16 protein-coding genes are annotated in these 17,245 nt (G+C 54.7%); 2 read left to right on the plus strand and 14 right to left on the minus strand.

The genetic code is table 11. From position 1 onward, the window contains the following. Positions 1–4 precede the first annotated feature (4 nt). From fabZ to OCH80_RS00125, 9 genes are all read right to left on the minus strand, one after another. Positions 5–436, minus strand: a complete 432-nt coding sequence (fabZ, locus tag OCH80_RS00085) for a 3-hydroxyacyl-ACP dehydratase FabZ (protein WP_404536936.1) — start codon at positions 434–436, stop codon at positions 5–7. A gap of 2 nt (positions 437–438) precedes the next feature. Then, on the minus strand, positions 439–894 hold the full coding sequence (accB, locus tag OCH80_RS00090) for an acetyl-CoA carboxylase biotin carboxyl carrier protein (RefSeq protein WP_404536937.1): 456 nt from the start codon (positions 892–894) through the stop codon (positions 439–441). Between the two features lie 2 nt (positions 895–896). Beyond that, positions 897–2,123, minus strand: coding sequence for a beta-ketoacyl-ACP synthase II (gene fabF / locus OCH80_RS00095; protein WP_404536939.1), 1,227 nt, complete (start codon positions 2,121–2,123; stop codon positions 897–899). 9 nt (positions 2,124–2,132) lie between these two features. Next, on the minus strand, positions 2,133–2,867 hold the full coding sequence (gene fabG, locus OCH80_RS00100; RefSeq protein ID WP_404536941.1) for a 3-oxoacyl-[acyl-carrier-protein] reductase: 735 nt from the start codon (positions 2,865–2,867) through the stop codon (positions 2,133–2,135). Beyond that, positions 2,851–3,798: an ACP S-malonyltransferase gene (locus OCH80_RS00105; protein WP_404536943.1), complete on the minus strand. Its 948-nt coding sequence runs from the start codon at positions 3,796–3,798 to the stop codon at positions 2,851–2,853. Before OCH80_RS00105 ends, fabG begins: the two co-directional genes overlap by 17 nt. 2 nt (positions 3,799–3,800) lie before the next feature. Continuing rightward, on the minus strand, positions 3,801–4,046 hold the full coding sequence (locus OCH80_RS00110; protein WP_404536946.1) for an acyl carrier protein: 246 nt from the start codon (positions 4,044–4,046) through the stop codon (positions 3,801–3,803). Between the two features lie 58 nt (positions 4,047–4,104). Then, positions 4,105–5,070 (minus strand): beta-ketoacyl-ACP synthase III, encoded by a 966-nt coding sequence (locus OCH80_RS00115; protein ID WP_404536949.1) that lies wholly within the window; start codon positions 5,068–5,070, stop codon positions 4,105–4,107. Positions 5,071–5,355: 285 nt separating this feature from the next. Continuing rightward, positions 5,356–6,444, minus strand: coding sequence for an AI-2E family transporter (locus tag OCH80_RS00120; RefSeq protein ID WP_404536951.1), 1,089 nt, complete (start codon positions 6,442–6,444; stop codon positions 5,356–5,358). A gap of 151 nt (positions 6,445–6,595) precedes the next feature. Then, entirely contained in the window at positions 6,596–8,377 is a 1,782-nt protein-coding gene (locus OCH80_RS00125) for a DUF2207 family protein (RefSeq protein ID WP_404536954.1), read from the minus strand. Positions 8,378–8,596: 219 nt separating this feature from the next. On the opposite strand from OCH80_RS00125, the gene OCH80_RS00130 reads away from it, so the two are divergent. Next, the gene (locus tag OCH80_RS00130) at positions 8,597–9,229 is read left to right on the plus strand and encodes a hypothetical protein (RefSeq protein WP_404536956.1); all 633 of its coding nucleotides are present in this window, start codon (positions 8,597–8,599) and stop codon (positions 9,227–9,229) included. A gap of 94 nt (positions 9,230–9,323) precedes the next feature. Here OCH80_RS00130 and aspS read toward each other — a convergent pair whose 3' ends face one another. The 5 genes from aspS to prmA all read right to left on the minus strand — a co-directional run bounded on the left by aspS (position 9,324) and on the right by prmA (position 16,655). Continuing rightward, positions 9,324–11,168 (minus strand): aspartate--tRNA ligase, encoded by a 1,845-nt coding sequence (aspS, locus tag OCH80_RS00135; protein WP_404536959.1) that lies wholly within the window; start codon positions 11,166–11,168, stop codon positions 9,324–9,326. 15 nt (positions 11,169–11,183) lie between these two features. After that, positions 11,184–12,470, minus strand: coding sequence for a histidine--tRNA ligase (hisS, locus tag OCH80_RS00140; protein WP_154548777.1), 1,287 nt, complete (start codon positions 12,468–12,470; stop codon positions 11,184–11,186). Positions 12,471–12,763: 293 nt separating this feature from the next. Next, on the minus strand, positions 12,764–13,201 hold the full coding sequence (gene dtd / locus OCH80_RS00145) for a D-aminoacyl-tRNA deacylase (protein WP_154548779.1): 438 nt from the start codon (positions 13,199–13,201) through the stop codon (positions 12,764–12,766). A gap of 1 nt (position 13,202) precedes the next feature. Beyond that, positions 13,203–15,473 carry a RelA/SpoT family protein gene (locus tag OCH80_RS00150; RefSeq protein WP_404536964.1) on the minus strand — a complete coding sequence of 757 codons (2,271 nt, stop codon included), beginning with the start codon at positions 15,471–15,473 and terminating at the stop codon, positions 13,203–13,205. 237 nt (positions 15,474–15,710) lie between these two features. Next, a complete protein-coding gene (gene prmA, locus OCH80_RS00155) occupies positions 15,711–16,655 on the minus strand; it encodes a 50S ribosomal protein L11 methyltransferase (RefSeq protein ID WP_404536966.1) in 945 nt (314 codons plus the stop codon). A 64-nt stretch (positions 16,656–16,719) separates the two neighbouring features. On the opposite strand from prmA, the gene OCH80_RS00160 reads away from it, so the two are divergent. Continuing rightward, complete coding sequence (locus OCH80_RS00160; protein ID WP_154548784.1) at positions 16,720–17,226, plus strand: aminoacyl-tRNA deacylase; 507 nt, start codon at positions 16,720–16,722, stop codon at positions 17,224–17,226. The last annotated feature ends 19 nt before the right edge of the window (positions 17,227–17,245 follow it).

Raw genomic sequence — 17,245 nt, forward strand, 5'->3', positions numbered from 1 at the left:
TCACCTAACTGATAATAAAGGTCAATTCCGCCGTGGCGGCCTTCTTGTCGTCAACGGTCGCGCTCCCCTTGGCCAGGCCAACCGGCCCTTTGATCTTTTCCAAGCTGACTTCCAGGCGGACCTGGTCGCCCGGCTTGACCATCCGGCGGAACTTGGCGTCCTTGATGCCGCCAAAGTAGGCCGTCTTGCCCTTGAACTGGTCTTCAGACAAGAGCGCCACGGCTCCGGTCTGGGCCATGGATTCAATCAACGAGACGCCAGGCAGGACCGGATTGCCCGGGAAATGTCCTTGAAAAGTCGCTTCATGAATGGTCACGTTGCGGATGGCGACCGCCCGCTTGCCCGGCTCAAGCTCAACGACCTTGTCGATCAAGAGCATCGGGTAGCGGTGGGGGATGATCTTTTGAATGGCAGCAGCATCTAGGATTGTTTCCATCGCTAATCCTCCTTGACCGTGAACAGGGTCTGGTCGCATTCCACCAAATCCTCGTTTTCCACCAGCACTTGGGAAACCGTGCCGCTGACCGAGCTCTTGATCTCAGTCATCATCTTCATTGCCTCTACGATGCAGACCACCTGGCCCTTTTTGACATGGCTGCCAACCGTTACGAATGGCGAGTCGCCTGGCTTGGCCTGCAGGTAAATGGTCCCTACCAGCGGCGACTTGATGGCATGATCGCCAGAAGCAGGGGCTGGTGCTGTGGCGGCGGCCGCTTTTTCTGGTGCCGGAACTAGCGCGGCAGCTGCCTCTTTCGGCTCGGCTTGCCGCTCTTTTTGTCCAAAGTGCTTGTTCTTGTTCAAGTAGAGGTGCAGCTGGTCATAGTCCAGCTCCATTTCCCGGATATTTGATTTTTCAAAACTTTTGATAAGTTTTTCAACATCGGTTAATTCCAAAATTATGCCCACTTTCTAAATGCCAAGACTGCATTGTGGCCGCCAAAGCCAAAGGAGTTGGAAATGGCGTACTCAGCCGCTTTCAGCTGCTTGCCTGGGCGGACCAGGTTGACCTGGCATTCCGGGTCTTGGTCAAAGCAGCCGATGTTGGCTGGCAGCTGTCCTCTTTGCAGGCTGGCGCAAGTAATTACGGCTTCAATCGCGCCCGCGGCGCCGAGCAGGTGGCCGGTCATCCCCTTGGTCGAGGAGACGGGAACCTGATAGTCGCCAAAGACCTGGCGAATCGCCTTGGACTCGCCGGCGTCATTGGCCTTGGTGGCCGTCCCGTGCGCGTTGACGTAGCCAACGTCTTCCGGCTTGATGCCAGCTTCGGCAATGGCCAGCCGCATGGCTCTGGCCGCTTGCGTGCCGGCTGGATCAGGACTGGTGATGTGGTAGGCATCGCTGGTCGTCCCATAGCCGACGATCTCACCCAGGATCCGCGCCCCGCGCGCCTGTGCATGGTCCAGGCTTTCCAAGATCATGGCTCCGGCCCCTTCGCCTAAGACGAAGCCAGACCGGTTCTTGTCAAAAGGCAAGGAAGCCTTTTCCGGGTCGCTCGCGGTCGTCAGGGCGGTCAAGGCCGCGAAGCCGGAAATGGCCGTTTCATTGACGCAGGCCTCGCTGCCGCCGGCCAGCATGACTTGGGCCCGCCCGGCCTTGATGTGGCGGTAGGCTTCGCCAATTGAGTTGGTCCCGGTCGCGCAGGCCGTTACGACTGAAGTTGAGATATTTTTGGCATGAAAGCGAATGGAGACGTTCCCGGCCGCCATGTTGGCAATCGCCATCGGAATGAAGAAGGGCGAGACCCGCTTTGGACCCTTGTCGTGCATCTTGATGACCTGCTCTTCGATCGTAGTCAGGCCGCCGATGCCAGAGCCAAAAATGACGCCCAGGTCTTCATCCTTGGTGTTTGCTTGGCTGATCCCGGCCATGTCGTAGGCTTCCTGGCAGGCTTGGATGGCGTACTGCGAATACAAGTCCATCCGCTTGGCTTCCTTTTTGCCAACGACCGCCTTGGGGTCAAAGTCATCGACTTCGCCGGCCACCGCGATGCCCGTCGCCGCGGCAGCGAACTTCCTGATCGGCTTGATTCCGACTTTGCCCCGCAAAGTATTTTCAACAAAGGCTTCATAGCCATTGCCATTGGGGCTGATCGCCCCCATGCCTGTAATTACTACACGCGTCATTTTTCCCTCCTAAATCGTCATCCCGCCGTCAACTACGATGGTTTGCCCGGTCACGTAGTCGTTCTCGGCCAAAAAGACCGCGGCTTGGGCGGCTTCTTCAGCCTGGCCAAAGCGGCCCAGGGGAATCTCTTTTAAGGCTGCATCTTTGACCGCGGCGGACAGCTGCTTGGTCATGTCGCTCTCAATCATCCCTGGCGCGATGGCGTTGACTCTGACCCCGCGCCGGGCTCCTTCTTTGGCGCCCGTCTTGGTCAGCCCGATCACGCCGGCCTTGGCAGCCGCGTAATTGGCCTGGCCCAGGTTGCCGTGCAGGCCGACCACGCTTGCCAGATTGATGATCACGCCGCTTTTTTGCCGGAACATCTGCTTCATGGCCTTCTGCAAGACCATAAAGGTCCCGCGCAGATTGACCTGGACGACGGCGTCAAAATCGCTCATTTTCATGCCGATGATCAACTGGTCGCGGGCAATCCCGGCATTGTTGACCACAACGTCCAAAGACCCATAAGCCTTGGCGCTTTCCTTGACCAGGGCCTTGACTTGGTCCTCCTGGCTGATGTCAGCTGGCAGATACCGGTACTCTGCCCCCAGCGCGTCCAGCTCTTCCTGCAAGTCGGCTGGCATCGCGGCATGCCGGCCGTTGATGATCACCCGGCTGCCCTTTTTGGCGAATGCCAGGGCCGTGGCCCGGCCGATTCCCCTGGTTGATCCGGTGATTAAGACGCTTTTATTCTGCAAATCCATTGTTGGCAGCCTCCACAAATTTCTCATATTCTGGCCAGGTCCCGACGCTGAACTGCTTTAAGTCCCGCTTCTGGGCCTTGGCGAACTTGGTCAAGGTCTGGCCCGGGCCAACTTCCAAAGTCGCCTCAATCTTGCCCTGATCCAGCAGGTACTTGACGCAGGCGTCAAAGTGGGTCGGCCGGGCCAGCTGCACTTCCAAGACCTCTGCTAGCCGTTCACCCGCAAATGGCGCGGCCAGGGTGTTGGACACGACCGGCACGGCCGGATCGCGGATCTCAACCCCTTTAAGCCGGTCATGCAGCTTTTGGGCTGAATTTTGGTAAAGGGGAGTGTGAAAGGCTCCGGCGACATTCAGCTCAATCGCCCGCTTGGCCAGCTGCTCTTCGGCCACCTGGTCCAAGAGCTTGGGCAGATCTTGCCGGCTGCCGCCGACTACGACCTGCTTTGGCGAATTGTAGTTGCAGACATAGACCTGCCAGCCCGCCGCTTGGTCGCACTTGACCGCTGCTTCCAATTTGGCCAGGTTCGGCTTAAGCAAGGCGGCCATCGTGCTGGCTACCCGGTCGGAATCGGCTTGCATGTATTCCCCGCGACTGGCGACCAGGGTAATCCCAGCTGGCCAGGCCAAAGCGCCGCTGGCCAATAAGGCCCCGTATTCACCTAAGGACAAACCAGCCATGCCAGCCACGTCCAGGTCAGCATCCCGCTCGATCAGCTTCCACAAGGCCGCCTCAAAGGCGACCAGGGCTGGCTGGACATACTTGGTTTGGTCCAGTTCCCCATGCTTGCTTTTAAAGACCTGGACCAGGTCCAGGTGCGCGGCCTCACTGGCTTCGGCAATCGTTTCTTTAAACAGCGGATCGGCCAGGAAGTCGCAGCCCATGCCGGCCTTCTGGGCCCCTTGCCCGCTGAACAGCACTCCAAATTTCATGTTTAGTCCTTGTCGTCTACAGCTTCCTTTACCAGCTTGACCACATCGCCCACCGTCTTGGTGTCCTCGTCGGCGTCCAGGTCGATGTCGTACTTGTCTTCCAGTTCGTTGACGATTTCAAACAGGTCCAGGCTGTCGGCGTCCAGATCTTCCTTGATGTCGGCATCCATGGTGATCTTGCCTTCATCGACGTCCAATTCTTCTTCTGCGATTTCCTTAACGGCTGCGAAAATTTCTTCTTCTGACATTGTCTTCTCCTTGAAAAAATACTGATTTTGCTGATTGGATTTGCTGGCCCGGTCCGCCTTAAAGGCGGACCAGCATCCCCGCGGTGGTCAATCCTCCGCCAAAGCCGGCCAAAAGGATCAGGTCGCCCTTTTGGACTTCCTGCTTTTGCCAGCATTCGCTGAGCAGGATGGCTTCGCTGGCGGCTGAGGTGTTCCCATAGTCGGCAATATTGACCGGAAACTTCGCAAGCGGCAGCTCCAGGCGCCGGGCCACCTGCTTGATGATCCGGTAGTTGGCCTGGTGCAGGAGGAAGCGGTCCACCTGCCCGAGCTTGACCCCGGCTTTTTGGCAGACGGTCTGGATGGTCTCTGGCACCTCGTGGGTGGCGAACTTATAAACGGCCCGCCCGTCCATTTGAAAAGGACGATAGGTCAGGCAGGTTTTGGGAAAGCAGCCGGCCTGGGTTTCCCCGGCCTTGATGCTGTCCGCCATCTCCCCATAGGTCTTCAGGCTGCTGGCCAAAAAGCGCCGCTCTGGGGCATCCCGCTTGATCAAGACCCCGCCGGCCCCGTCGCCAAACAAGACGGCCGTCGACCGCTCGCTCCAGTCAAGCAGCTTGGACAAAACCTCCGCGCCAATGACCAAGGCACAGGCCCCATCGCGGGTCAGCAGCTTCTCCCCAGCTTCCAGGGCATAAACGAAGCCTGAGCAGGCCGCGGACAGGTCAAAGCAAGCCGCGTTCCTGGCGCCAATGCTGGCCTGGACCCGAGCGGCAACTGACGGCGTATAGGCATCCGGCGACATGGTGGCCACGATGATCAGCTCAATGTCCTCAGGCGAAATTTGCGTCTGGTCCAAGAGCTTGCCAGCGACTTGGCTGGCCAAAAAAGACGTGGTTTCGCCCGTGCTGATATGCCGGCGCTTGATCCCGGTCCGCGTGCTGATCCATTCATCGCTCGTCTCCATCAGCCCTGCCAGGTCGTCGTTGGTTACGATCCGGTCGGGCACGGCAGAAGCCGCGGCAATGATTCTTGCGTAGTTCAATCCCACTCTCACCTTTCTGTCTCCGGTCAAAGCTATATGTATACCAGAAATAATATTTTTGATTGACAGTTGTTAATTATAGTTTTCGCTTGCCGCTTGTCAATACTGTACCAATATCGTATACCCTACGAAAACGCCATTAGGCCAGCTTTTCCAGCCCTTTTGGGGGCAAAAAATATTTTATTTTTTCTTTGACTAGAAAAAACACCTGGAAAATAGCCAAAGAAAAAAGCCAGGAGCAGGCTCCTGACTTCAGTCATCATTTGCTATTCATCGACAGCTCTATTAGTTTTTTCTATTTTTAGCGATTTCGCGGATTCTTGCCTTCGCCTGCTTGCCTTTTTCGGCAGAATCATTGCCAATCGTCTTGACCCCTAAAATATCCAGGAAGAAGGTAAAGATCGGCACGGAGACGATTAGCCCCCAGGTGCCGAAGAAGTGCTCGCCCAAGAGCAGGACCACGAAGGTGTAGAAGATGGGCAGCTCGGTCTTGGACGACATGAACTTCGGGTTGAGCACATAGGTTTCCAGGGTGTGCAAGACCAGAATCATGATCAAGACGTACAAGATATAGCGATAGCCCCCGACGGAATAAGCCACGATAGACAAAGGAATCATCGAGATGATCACCCCGGCCACCGGCACTAGGCTGCAGATGAAGACCAAGAGCCCCAGGGCAAAGACCTGCGGCATCTTCATGATGGCCAGGCAGACCATGGTCAAGGCCGTGTTGCATAGGGCAATCATAAATTGGGCTTCCAGGACCACCCCAAAGGTGTTGGTAAATTTCTTGCCAAAATAGTAGATGTCTTCAAAAAAGCAGCCAAAGAGCTCACTGGTCAGAAAAGACTTGGAGAAATTTCGCATCTCCTTGAGCTCGATCGTGTAGAAGAAGCTCAAGACCAGGGCCATCAAGAAGGACACGGCGACTGACCCAAAGCCCTTGAGCGCCCCGGTAATGACGCCCAGGCTGTTCTTTAGCTGGGTGGTCATGTCCTTTTGCGGGACGTATTTGTGCACCTGGCTCATCAGCCAGCCCATGTCATCAGACTGGTAGAAGGTGATGACGGAATTGGTCATCTTGTAGATCTGGCGGATCAGGACCGGCACGTAGTAGCGCAAGCCCAGGTACAGCAGGGTCAGCAGGATGACGTAGGTCAAGATGACGACCAGCTTCTCTGAGACATGGACTCTGTTAAAGCGGGCCTGGACAAAGCGGACCAGGTGGACGATCAGGTAGGTAAAAATAAAAGTCAGCAGGATCGTGTTCATCATGGCCCGGACGTAATAAAGAGCCAAGACGGTCAGGACCAGCACGACCGCCCGGCGCAAGTGGACATTCTTAATAAATTTTTGCCAAAGACTGCCTTCCATAAATATATCCTTTTCTCCTTACTTGTTGCTAGCTGCTCTTGCCTTTAATTAAAGCACTTTTTCACAAGGCCGTCTCTTACAATTTCCTTAAGTCCAGGCCAAAAGAAAAATTGGTCCAGGGCTTCCCCAGGCCAATTATAAAATTCATTTATCAAAAGGCTCCGCCGCCGCTGCCGCCGCCAAAGCCGCCACTTGAGACATCGCTGCCTGAGAAGGAGCCGCCCGAGCCAGCTGAGGAAGAAATCGCCTCATCAAAGCTGGTCGCAAACCCCCCGCTGCTGCCCACGTAGTAGCAGGCCCAGTAAGGATCAGCGGCAATTTCGGCTGGGAATTCCAGCTTCAGCTGCTTGAGCACCTTCTTGGCCAGGCCAAAGGCAATCGCGTAAGGCATGATCTGCTCCCACAAGATCAGCTCGCCGATATCGCGCATCTTGAACTGGCCAATGTCGTTCAGCATCTGCTTGAAAGCAAGCGCGTGCTCAGTTGCCTTGGCCCCTTTCTCCGTCAAAGATGAGAAGCGGTGCAAGCGCAGCACTGACAAGGCAAAAAATGCCAGGTTCCAGGCCATGGCCAAGAAGAGGCAGAAGAAGTTCTGCTCGCTTTCTTCATACAAGAAGAAGCAGACGAGCCCGGCAGCCACGCTGGCAAACATGATCGCGTACGCGTAGAAGGTCAGCTTGTCTGCCCGCTCTTGCAGCTGCTTGTCGACGTAGCCCTCTTTGATCAGGGCTTCCTGGCTGTCTTCCTGCCACTGCTTGTAGCTGGACGTAATTCCCTTGCTGTCGCCGTACTTGGTCAGTTCTTGGCTGGTAAAGCTCTTGCCATCTCCCACCTTTTTGAAGATCTTGTTTAAAAGCGGCAGATCGCCCCGGTACTTGCTGGTCTTGACGCAGCGAAAGTTCTGCCCTTCCTGCTCCGGCTTGATCGTCAATTCGCCCTGCCCGGCCCGCATGGCGATTTCCGCGGACAAGGCCGTGCTGTCTGGCGCTTTCTTGTTGACCAGCATCTGGGCCACGGTCGGACTAAAGTCCGGCAAGGCGAAATTGTGCCCCAATTCCTTCTTTGAGCGGACTTTGCAGCCAGACTGGCGGGTCTTGAAAAAGACCGGCAGATAAAGGAGCGGGGCCAAGGCAAAGAGGACCAGGCCAATTCGCTCATAGACCCGCTTGCGGGCTTGCTTGGCCTGGCTGGCTTCAGCCAGGCTTTTTTCCTGGGCCACGACCTTGGCCGCGATCTCACCGGAATGGCGCTTGGGGTTCTTGGCCACCAGGCTGTTTGGAAACAGCAGGTGCAGCTCCAAAAAAGTTGCTTCCGGCAGAGCAGCCACTTTGGCTTGAACCAGGCCGCGCTTTGGATCAACCGTCAAGTGGCCTGGGGCATTGACATGGACCCAGCCCTTTAAAAAGGACAGATTCTGGCTCTTGAAGCGGACCGTGGCCGTAACGTTGGCGATTTCTTTCTCCCAGCCGGCCCCAATGATCTTGAAGTTCAGTTCAGACGCGTCCTGGTAGCTGTCCACCGCGCCGGAAATCCGGTAACGGTAAACGACCTGGACCTTGCCCTCTTCAACCCGGTGGTAGACCTTGAACTTGTAGGAGTTGCCCTCCTTGCTGAAGTGGTAGACATTGCCGCTTTCAGCCTGGTTGTTCAAGACCGGGTGGAAGCTCTTCCCGCTTTCCAGGTCCTTGATTTCAACGCGCTGCTGGCTGACTTTCTGCCCTTGCCCCAGGCTTTGGGTGTAGTAGACCCCGTTGGCGGAGTCGTCAAAGTCGTAGTCGATCTTTCTCGTCATTGACAATGAGCCGTCGGCGTTGACTTCGGCCGTCACCTGCATGCGTTCCAAGTCATAGTCGGCCAGAACCCGCTCAGGCAACAGGCAGGCCAGACCGGTGACCAAAAGCAAGACCAGGAGCGCTAAATGCTTGCGCTTCATTTTTATCCCCTCTTTCCGGACTGATGCAATCGCTATTTTTTTCTTAAATTAATTATAATTCAGCAATCTTCTGCCTGGCAATGCAAAAAGAAGCGGCTTTCATTGGCAAGATGCCTGCTTTTATCATGCCTTTCCCGCATAAGCGTGGTAAACTATGTTTATACTGACCTATCATGGATTAACATGAAGGCGAATTGCATTACGTTGGGAGGAAACAAGATGCGCAAACCAATGCTGGCCGGCATCCTTGCCGTGGAACTGGCCTTAGTCGGAGCCGCGTTTTTCTATCACCAGAGTCAGGCAGACAAGAGCAGCCAGGCGAGCGAAAGCGGCAGCAAAACCTACAAAGTCTACCCGAAAGCCGAGAAGAGCTCTGTCAAAGACGACAAGACTGACAAGGATAAGGCTAAAGCCAAGTCCAAATCCAAGAAGAAGAGCAAGAAAGAATCCGCGAGCTCCTCAAGCAGCTCAGAAGACATGAGCCAATCATCTTCGTCAAGCAGCCAGTCAAGCAAAGATGACCAAAGCAACTCCGCAAGCAGCGAAGACCACAGCCAAGCTGAGTCGACTTCCAAGAAGAAGTCAACTTCAACTGGATCAAATTCCAGCGGCAGCTCCTATTCATACTCTTACTACCAGTACAGCTACTCCAGTCCAAGCAGCTCCAAGAAGTCAACGACCAAGTCGTCCAGCTCAAGCACCAAGGACGATGACAGCTATGACACGAATGACGACAGCGACAATAAGGATGCAGACTACGATACTGGCGACACGAATGACGACAATCAAGCTGATACCGATAACACCCAAGCTGATACGGTTGATGACCATGACGTCGATCAAGACAACTAAGTTTTACTGACGCCACCTGCAGCAATTCACCAAAATGCAGCGCAAAAAAATAGTTCAAGATCTGTCAGCAGATCTTGAACTATTTTTTTGCTTGCTATTCTTCGTGACTCTTCACGTCTTCAGCCGCTTCCTTTTCCAATGAAGCTTCGTACTTTTCAACGCCTTCCTTGGCGTCTTCAGCCACTTCAATGCCCAGGTCGCGCAATTGCTGGTCGGCAACTGGACTTGGAGCGTGCATCATTGGCTCGCTGGCGCTGGCGTTCTTAGGGAAGGCAATGACGTCGCGGATGTTGTCCTTGCCAGCCAGCAGCATGGCGAAGCGGTCAAGGCCGATCGCCAAGCCGGCGTGTGGCGGGAAGCCCATGTCCAAGGCATCCATCAAGAAGCCGAATTGCTCGTAGGCCCGTTCCTTGGTGAAGCCCAAGGCCTTGAACATCTTCTCTTGAATTTCGCGCTTGTGGATCCGGATTGAGCCGCCGCCCAGTTCGTAGCCGTTCAAAACGATGTCGTAGCTGCGGGCGTGGGCCTTGTGCGGATCAGTTTCCAGGAGCTCAATCCCCTTGTCGTCTGGCATGGTGAATGGGTGGTGGGCCGCGATCCAGCGCTGGTCGCCTTCATCGTATTCAAAGAGCGGCCAGTCAACAACCCACAGGTACTTGTAAGTGTCCTTAGGGATAATGCCGGTTTCCTTGGCCGTGTGCCGGCGCAGGTAGTTCAAGGAGTCGCAGCAGACCTTCCATTGGTCAGCGATGAAGAGGAGGAGTTCCCCGCCTTCAAGGCCGAATTCCTTGATCAAGCCCTGCTTTTCATCCTCGCTCAAGAAGCGGGCAACTGGGCCAGAGAATTCGCCGTCTTCATACTTGGTCCAAGCCAGGCCCTTAGCGTGGTAGCGCTTGATGTAGTCCTGCATGGCGTCAATCTTCTTGCGGGAGTAGAACTTGGCCCCGCCCTTAACGGCAATCCCGCGGACGAAGCCGCCGTTTGCCAAAGCAGAGCTGAAGACCTTGAAGCCGGAGTTGGCAAAAATGGCGCCCAGGTCATGGATCAGCATTTCGTAGCGGACGTCTGGCTTGTCGCAGCCGTACTTGTCCATTGACTCTTGCCAGGTAATCCGTGGCAGCGGCAATTTCAGGTCAATTCCCTTGACGTCCTTCATCACCTTAGCCAACAGGCCTTCAGTCACGTCCTGCACCCCTTGCTCGTCCATGAATGAGGTTTCCAGGTCGATCTGGGTGAATTCTGGCTGCCGGTCCCCACGCAGGTCTTCGTCTCTGAAGCAGCGGGCGATCTGGTAGTACTTGTCAAAGCCAGCCCCCATCAAAAGCTGCTTGAAGATTTGCGGTGACTGCGGCAAGGCGTAGAAGGAGCCTGGGTAGACCCGGGATGGGACCAGGTAGTCGCGGGCCCCTTCTGGCGTTGACTTGCCCAGGTCAGGGGTTTCAATGTTGATGAAGCCTTCGCCTGACAGGTAGGCGTTGGTTGCCGTCATGATCTTGGCGCGCAAGATCAGGGCGTTTTGCAGGGTTGGCCGGCGCAGGTCAAGGTAGCGGTACTTCAAGCGGGTCTGTTCGCTGGCTACCAGGTCGTCCTTGATTTCAAATGGAGGAGTCTTGGCCTTGTTCAAGACATCGATCTCGCTGGCAATCACTTCCACGTCGCCAGTCTTCATGTCCGGGTTCTTGCTTGCCCGCTCGTTGACCTGGCCCTTGACTTCAATCACGTATTCCTGGCCCAAGGAAGCAGCCGCGTCCATCAGCTCCTTGCCGGAGTCATGGTTTACGACGACTTGGACGATCCCTTCCCGGTCGCGCAGGTCGATGAAGATCAGCTGGCCCAGGTTGCGGACGCGCTGTACCCAGCCGTAGAGCAAAACGTCTTGGCCAAGATACTTGCTGGTAATGTTGCCACAATAATCTGTTCTTTTATCCATTTTCATCATTTTGCAAAAAATCTCCTATTTTTCGATCTTGGAAAGCAGCTTTTCCCGGTCTTCCAAGTCACTGAATTCCAAGCTGAACTGCTCACCGTCGCTCAAGCGCTTGATGGTCAGCTTGCCGGCGGCAATTTCCTTGGCCCCCAGGGTCACGACGTAGCTGGCGCCGACGCGGTCAGCCTTCTTGAACTGGTTCTTCAGCTTTTTCTGGTCAACGTCGTATTGGGCACTGAAGCCAAGGCCGCGGAGCTTGCGGGCGGTCTTGACGGCATACATGGCGCTGCCTTCACCAATGTTGGTGATGAAGAAGTCGATGCCCTGGTCCGCGAACAGCGCCGGGTTTTGCTTGGACAGAACCAGCATCAAGCGCTCTTCGCCGATCCCAAAGCCAACGGCTGGGGTTTCCGGCCCGTCGAATTCTTCAACCAGGTGGTTGTAGCGGCCCCCGCCCAAGACCGTTGAAGGGCTGGCCCAGAGGGACTTGTCGTCCACCATGAATTCGAAGATGACCCCGGTGTAGTAGTCAAGGCCGCGGACCAGGTCGTCGTCAATGACGTACTTGACGCCCAGTTCGTCCAGGGCCGCCAGGATGTTCTTGAAGTTCTCCTTGGATTCATCGTCAAGGTAGTCGCGGATCTTTGGCGCGTCTGGCAAGAACTGCTTGTCTTCTTCCGCCTTGGAGTCCAGAATCCGCAGGGGGTTCTTTTCCAGGCGCCGCTTTGAGTCTTCGCTGAGCTGGTCCTTGACTGGAGTGAAGTAGTTGACCAGGGCTTCGTGGTAGGCCTGGCGGACTTGGCTGTCACCCAAGGTGTTGATGTGCAGCTCGTAGTTCTTGACGCCCAGCTCGCCTAAGAGGTCATGCCCCAGCATGATGGTTTCCACGTCAGCCAGGTAGCTGTTTGAGCCAAAGCTCTCCACCCCGATTTGGTGGAATTCGCGCTGGCGGCCAGCCTGCGGTCTTTCATAGCGGTACATTGGGGCAATGTAGTAGACATTGAACGGCTTGACGGTTTCAGGCCCGTAAAGCTTGTTTTCAACGTAGGCGCGGACGACGCCGGCCGTGCCTTCAGGCCGCAGGGCGATGTGCCGCTGGCCCTTGTCGTAGAAGTCGTACATTTCCTTTTCTACGACGTCGCTGGTCTCGCCGGATGAGCGGGAGAAGATTTCGTAATTTTCAAAACTTGGGGTTCTGATTTCCCGGTAGTTGGCACGCTTGAACAAGTCGCGCGCGGTCTGCTCCACCTTTTCCCATTGACCGGAAGTTTCTGGGAGGATGTCAACAGTCCCTTTTGGCTTTTGAACTCTCATTGGATCACCTTTGTCTAAAATTTATTTTCATCACGCAAAGAAAAACATATAAAAAGCGCCCTTGAATCGAATCAAGGGCGCTTGAAAATAGCACGGTACCACCTTTTGCTTGCTGTCATTAACGCTGACGAAACGAACCATTATCTGTTAAAGGGTCACAGTTAGCGACCTTCTGCTCTTTCACCAGGCGAGCAGTCTCTGAAAAAGGCCCTGCTATCTTCATTCTTTGTCATTGATAATTCTTTACTAGTGTAGCTTGTTTTGCTTGATAAATCAAGGCTTTGTAAGCCCTTTTACAGGTCAAGGACGATGGTGAAGGGGCCGTCGTTTTCCAGCTCGACCTTCATGTCGGCGCCAAACTCCCCTTTTTCAACGTGCAGGCCCTGCTTGACCAGTTCCTGGTTGAAGTCTTCCCACAAGTCCTTGGACTTTGGCGGCCGCATGGCGTGGACGAAGCTGGGCCGGTTGCCCTTCTTGGTGTCAGCCAGCAGGGTAAACTGGCTGACGGACAGGATTTCCCCACCAACGTCCTTGATGCCCAGGTTGGTCTTGCCCTGCTCATCTTCAAAAATCCGCATCTTGGCGATCTTGTCGGCGGCTTTGACCACTTGGTCCAAGCCGTCCCCTTCAGCCAGGCCGACCAGGAGCAAAAGCCCCTGCTTGATCTGGCCGACGACTTGCCCGTCAATTCTTACGGCGGCATGGTTGACTCTTTGAATTACTACTCGCATGTTAGTTGTCCGTTCTCTTAGTATCGTAAACGTCTGGAATGTCGCGCAGCTTGGCCATGATGTCATTGAGCTGCTCGGCGTTCTTGACTTCAACCGTGATGTAGAAGTGGGCGATGTTGTCATCGTTGACGCTGGCCGAAACGTTGGTAATGTTCTTGGTCATGGAGTTCAAGCGGTTGATGACGTCGCTGAGCAGCTTCTGGCGGTTGTAACCAAAAAGCTCGAAGTTGGCATTGAAGCCAGCCTGCTTGTCATCGCTGATCTTGTTCCAGGCCACGTCGATCAGGCGGCCCTGGGTGACGGGATCGCTGCTTGCAACGTTGCGGCAGTCCGCCCGGTGGACGGTCACGCCCCGGCCCTTGGTTACGTAGCCCACGATCGGGTCGCCGGGAACCGGGTTGCAGCACTTGGCAAAGTGCAGGTCCAGGTCTTCCAGGCCTTGAACGACGACCAGACTGTCAGACTTCTTGCCTTTGCCCTTTTTGCTCTTGTTCTTGCTCTTGTCGTCAGCATCGCTGGTCTTCTTGATGACGGTCGCGGCCGCGGTCTGCTGGCCAGCCGTCATGATCTTCTCCTCCAGCTCTTTCTGCTTGGCCTGCTCTTGCTGGTGGCGCAGGTCGGCAGTCAACCGGTTGTAGACCGTCAAGGCTGACATGTTGCCAAAGCCAATCGCCGCGTACATGTCGTCTTCAGTCTTGAAGCTGTAGTGGCGCAGGACTTCGTCGATCTTGTCCTTGGTCAGGTATTCGGCCGGCTTGAGCTCATTTTCCCGGAGCAGGTTCAAGATTTCCTCGCGCCCGCGCTCAACCGACTCATCCCGGTCGATTTCCCGGAAGTAGCGGCGGATCTTGTTGCGGGCTCTGGAAGTCTTGACCATGTCTGACCAGTCTCTGGACGGCTTGGCATTGCTTTGGGTCAGGATATCGACCACGTCGCCGTTTTTCAGCTTGTAGTCCAGCGGCACCAATTTGTCGTTGACCTTGGCGCCGATTGCGTGGTCGCCGACCTGGGTGTGGATGGCGTAGGCAAAGTCCAGGGTTACCGACCCCTTAGGAAGTTCATAGACCTCGCCGCGGGGGGTGAAGACGTAGACCTTGTCCGAGAAGATGTCCGTGTGGACGGCCTCCATGAATTCATCCGCGTTTTTGGAATCTTTCTGCAGATCCAGAATCTCACGGCCAATATCTAAGGCTCCGCCGTCTTTAGCATCGACCCCGTCAAAGTTGCCGCGCTTGTAAGCCCAGTGGGCGGCGACACCGTATTCGGCCACTTGGTGCATGGCCTTGGTCCGGATCTGGATTTCCAGCGGCTTGCCGCCAGGCCCGATAATGGTGGTGTGCAAGGACTGGTAGCCGTTGGCCTTAGGCATGGCAATGTAGTCTTTAAAGCGCCCTGGCATTGGCTTCCACTTGGTGTGGACCGCACCCAGGACCGCGTAGCAGTCCTTGACCGTCGGTACGATTACCCGGACAGCCAGCAGGTCATAGATTTCGTTGAAATCCTTGTGCTTGTTGACCATCTTCTTGTAGATGGAATAAATGTGCTTGGGACGTCCGGAGATCTCATACTTGATGCCCAATGCGTCCAGAGTTCCGCGCAGGTAGTCGATCGCGTCTCTGATGTAGCCTTCACGCTCTGAACGCTTGGCATCCATCAAAGAAACGATCTTATAGTATTCATCTGGATTAGTGTAGCGGAAGGACATGTCTTCCAGTTCCCACTTAATGGTCCCGATACCAAGTCGGTCAGCCAGTGGGGCATAGATGTCCAAGGTTTCGGCCGCGATCCGCCGCTGCTTGTCCGGGCGCAAGTGCTCCAAGGTGTGCATGTTGTGCAAGCGGTCGGCCAGCTTGACCAGGATGACCCGCAGGTCCTTGGCCATGGCAATCAGCATCTTGCGGTGATTTTCCGCCAGGAATTCTTTGTGAGACTTGTATTCGTACTTGTTCAGCTTGGTGACCCCGTCAACGATAAAGGCCACGTCTGGACCAAACTTTTCCTTGATATCGTCGTTGGTAACGGGAGTATCTTCCACCGTGTCATGCAAAAAGCCGGCAGCCACCGTGTCTGGGTCCAGGCCTAAAGTTGCCAGCGTCCCCGCCACCTGGGTCGGGTGAACGATGTAAGGCTGACCAGAAGCTCTGGTTTGCCCTTCATGGGCCCGGGCCGCAAATTCATAGGCGCTTTCCACGAAGTCCAGCTGGTCCTTGGTCATGTATTTCTTGCAGGCATCCATTACCTGCTCATGGGTCATTTCAACATATTTTGACATACAGATCACCGATTTCTATTTAATTCTAGCCAGTAACATCTATTCTATCGCAAATGCCTATTTTAAGAAAAAATGAGAATTTCTCTTGTTCTTATTTTACATCTTTTCAAAGGCTTTTTAACTTTTTTAGAAAATATCTCAAGTTATTCTATCATCAGTCAGGCACAGATTAAACAAAAAAGCAAAAACACTCATCCATGTCAGATGAGTGTCGAAAGCCGTCTCTAGTTTTACTGGCTAATCTTCCTTGCGGCTGATGCAGAGCCCGATCCAGCGGCCGGCCCGCATCTTCATGTCAATCTTGAAGCCATTTTCGCTCAAGGCCTGCTCGATCTTTGGCAGCTGCAGGTAGTCAATCCCGGAGAAGATAACTTGTCCGTCTTCATTGAGGTGGCTGTCCAGCTGAGGAATCAAGTCCAGCAGGATTTCAGCCAGGATGTTGGCCACGATCAAGTCGAACTTGCCTTCAACGTCAGCCAGCAGGCTGGTCTTTTGCAGCTTAAGATCAGCGAAATCGTTCAAGCCGGCATTTTCCTTGGCAGCCGTCATCGACTCGTCGGAAATGTCAGTCCCCAGAACTGACTTGGCCCCCAATTTGTGGGCGGCAATTGCCAAAATGCCTGAGCCCGTCCCCACGTCAACGACGCTTAAAGGCTTGACCATTGCCCGCTCAATGCCCAGCATGGTCAATTGGGTCGTCTGATGATTCCCGGTCCCAAAAGCCAGGCCAGGATCCATGGTAATGATCTGCTGGTCAGGAAAGGATGGCTTGTATGATTCCCATTCCGGCACGATGGCCAGGTGGCGGGACAAGTTGATGACGTGGTAGTACTTTTGCCAGACGGTATTCCAGTCCTGGTCGGCAATATAGCTGGTGGAGATTGTCCCTTCGCCAGTCCGCAGGCCGTAGCCAGCCAATTCCTTGAGCTTGTCCTCAAAGGCCTTGACTACCTCATCCTGGTCGCGCTCTTCGTCAAAGTAGGCGATAAATTCGACTTCTGCCGGCAAGTCCTTGATGTCGTCCATTTCAACGACAGTAGAGTCGTGCAGCCAGCCGGCCTGTTCAAAGTCGCTGCGGCGTCTGGCCTCAATCCCCAAAGCTTGCAGGTCTTCCTGGGCAAAATAGGACAAGGCGTCCTCGACGTCATAGCTAGTTTCAATCTTGACTTCAAGTAGTTTCATGAACTATGTGTTCCTCCTTTTGTATCTCCACTTAGAATGTTATCATGTTAAGCGGTGATAACAAATGTCAAAAAAGAAAAAGAACAAAGATTCATTAGATAAGACCCTGGTTGAGAAGATTCTCGACCAACATAAAATTTCATATAAGCAGCATGCCAGCCAGATTGAAGAAGACCACGGGGTAGCCCAGGTCTCCAAAGGCGACCCGATTTTGGACGGCTATCCGGTCTACAAGACTTTGGCCATGGAAGGCAACAAGACCGGTCCATTGGTTGGCGTCATCCCTCTTTCAGGCCACTTGGACATGAAGAAGATCGCCAAGGCTTCCGGCAACAAGAAGTGTGAAATGATTCCTTTAAAGAAGCTGGAAAAGACCACCGGCTACGTGCACGGGGCCAATACCCCAATCGGGATCTACCACGCCAAGAAGTACCCGGTCTACCTTGATCAAAGCGTCAATGATTCAGAGGCCATCTGGGTTTCAAGCGGGGAAGTCGGCCGCAGCGTCTTGATCGCCCCAAGCGACCTGATCAAGCTGGTCAAAGCCACCGTGGCTGACCTGCAGGAATAAGGCAGCACTGCGAGCAAAA

The sequence above is a fragment of the Lactobacillus sp. 23-2 genome, assembly GCF_044902225.1.
Lineage (GTDB): Bacteria > Bacillota > Bacilli > Lactobacillales > Lactobacillaceae > Lactobacillus > Lactobacillus absianus.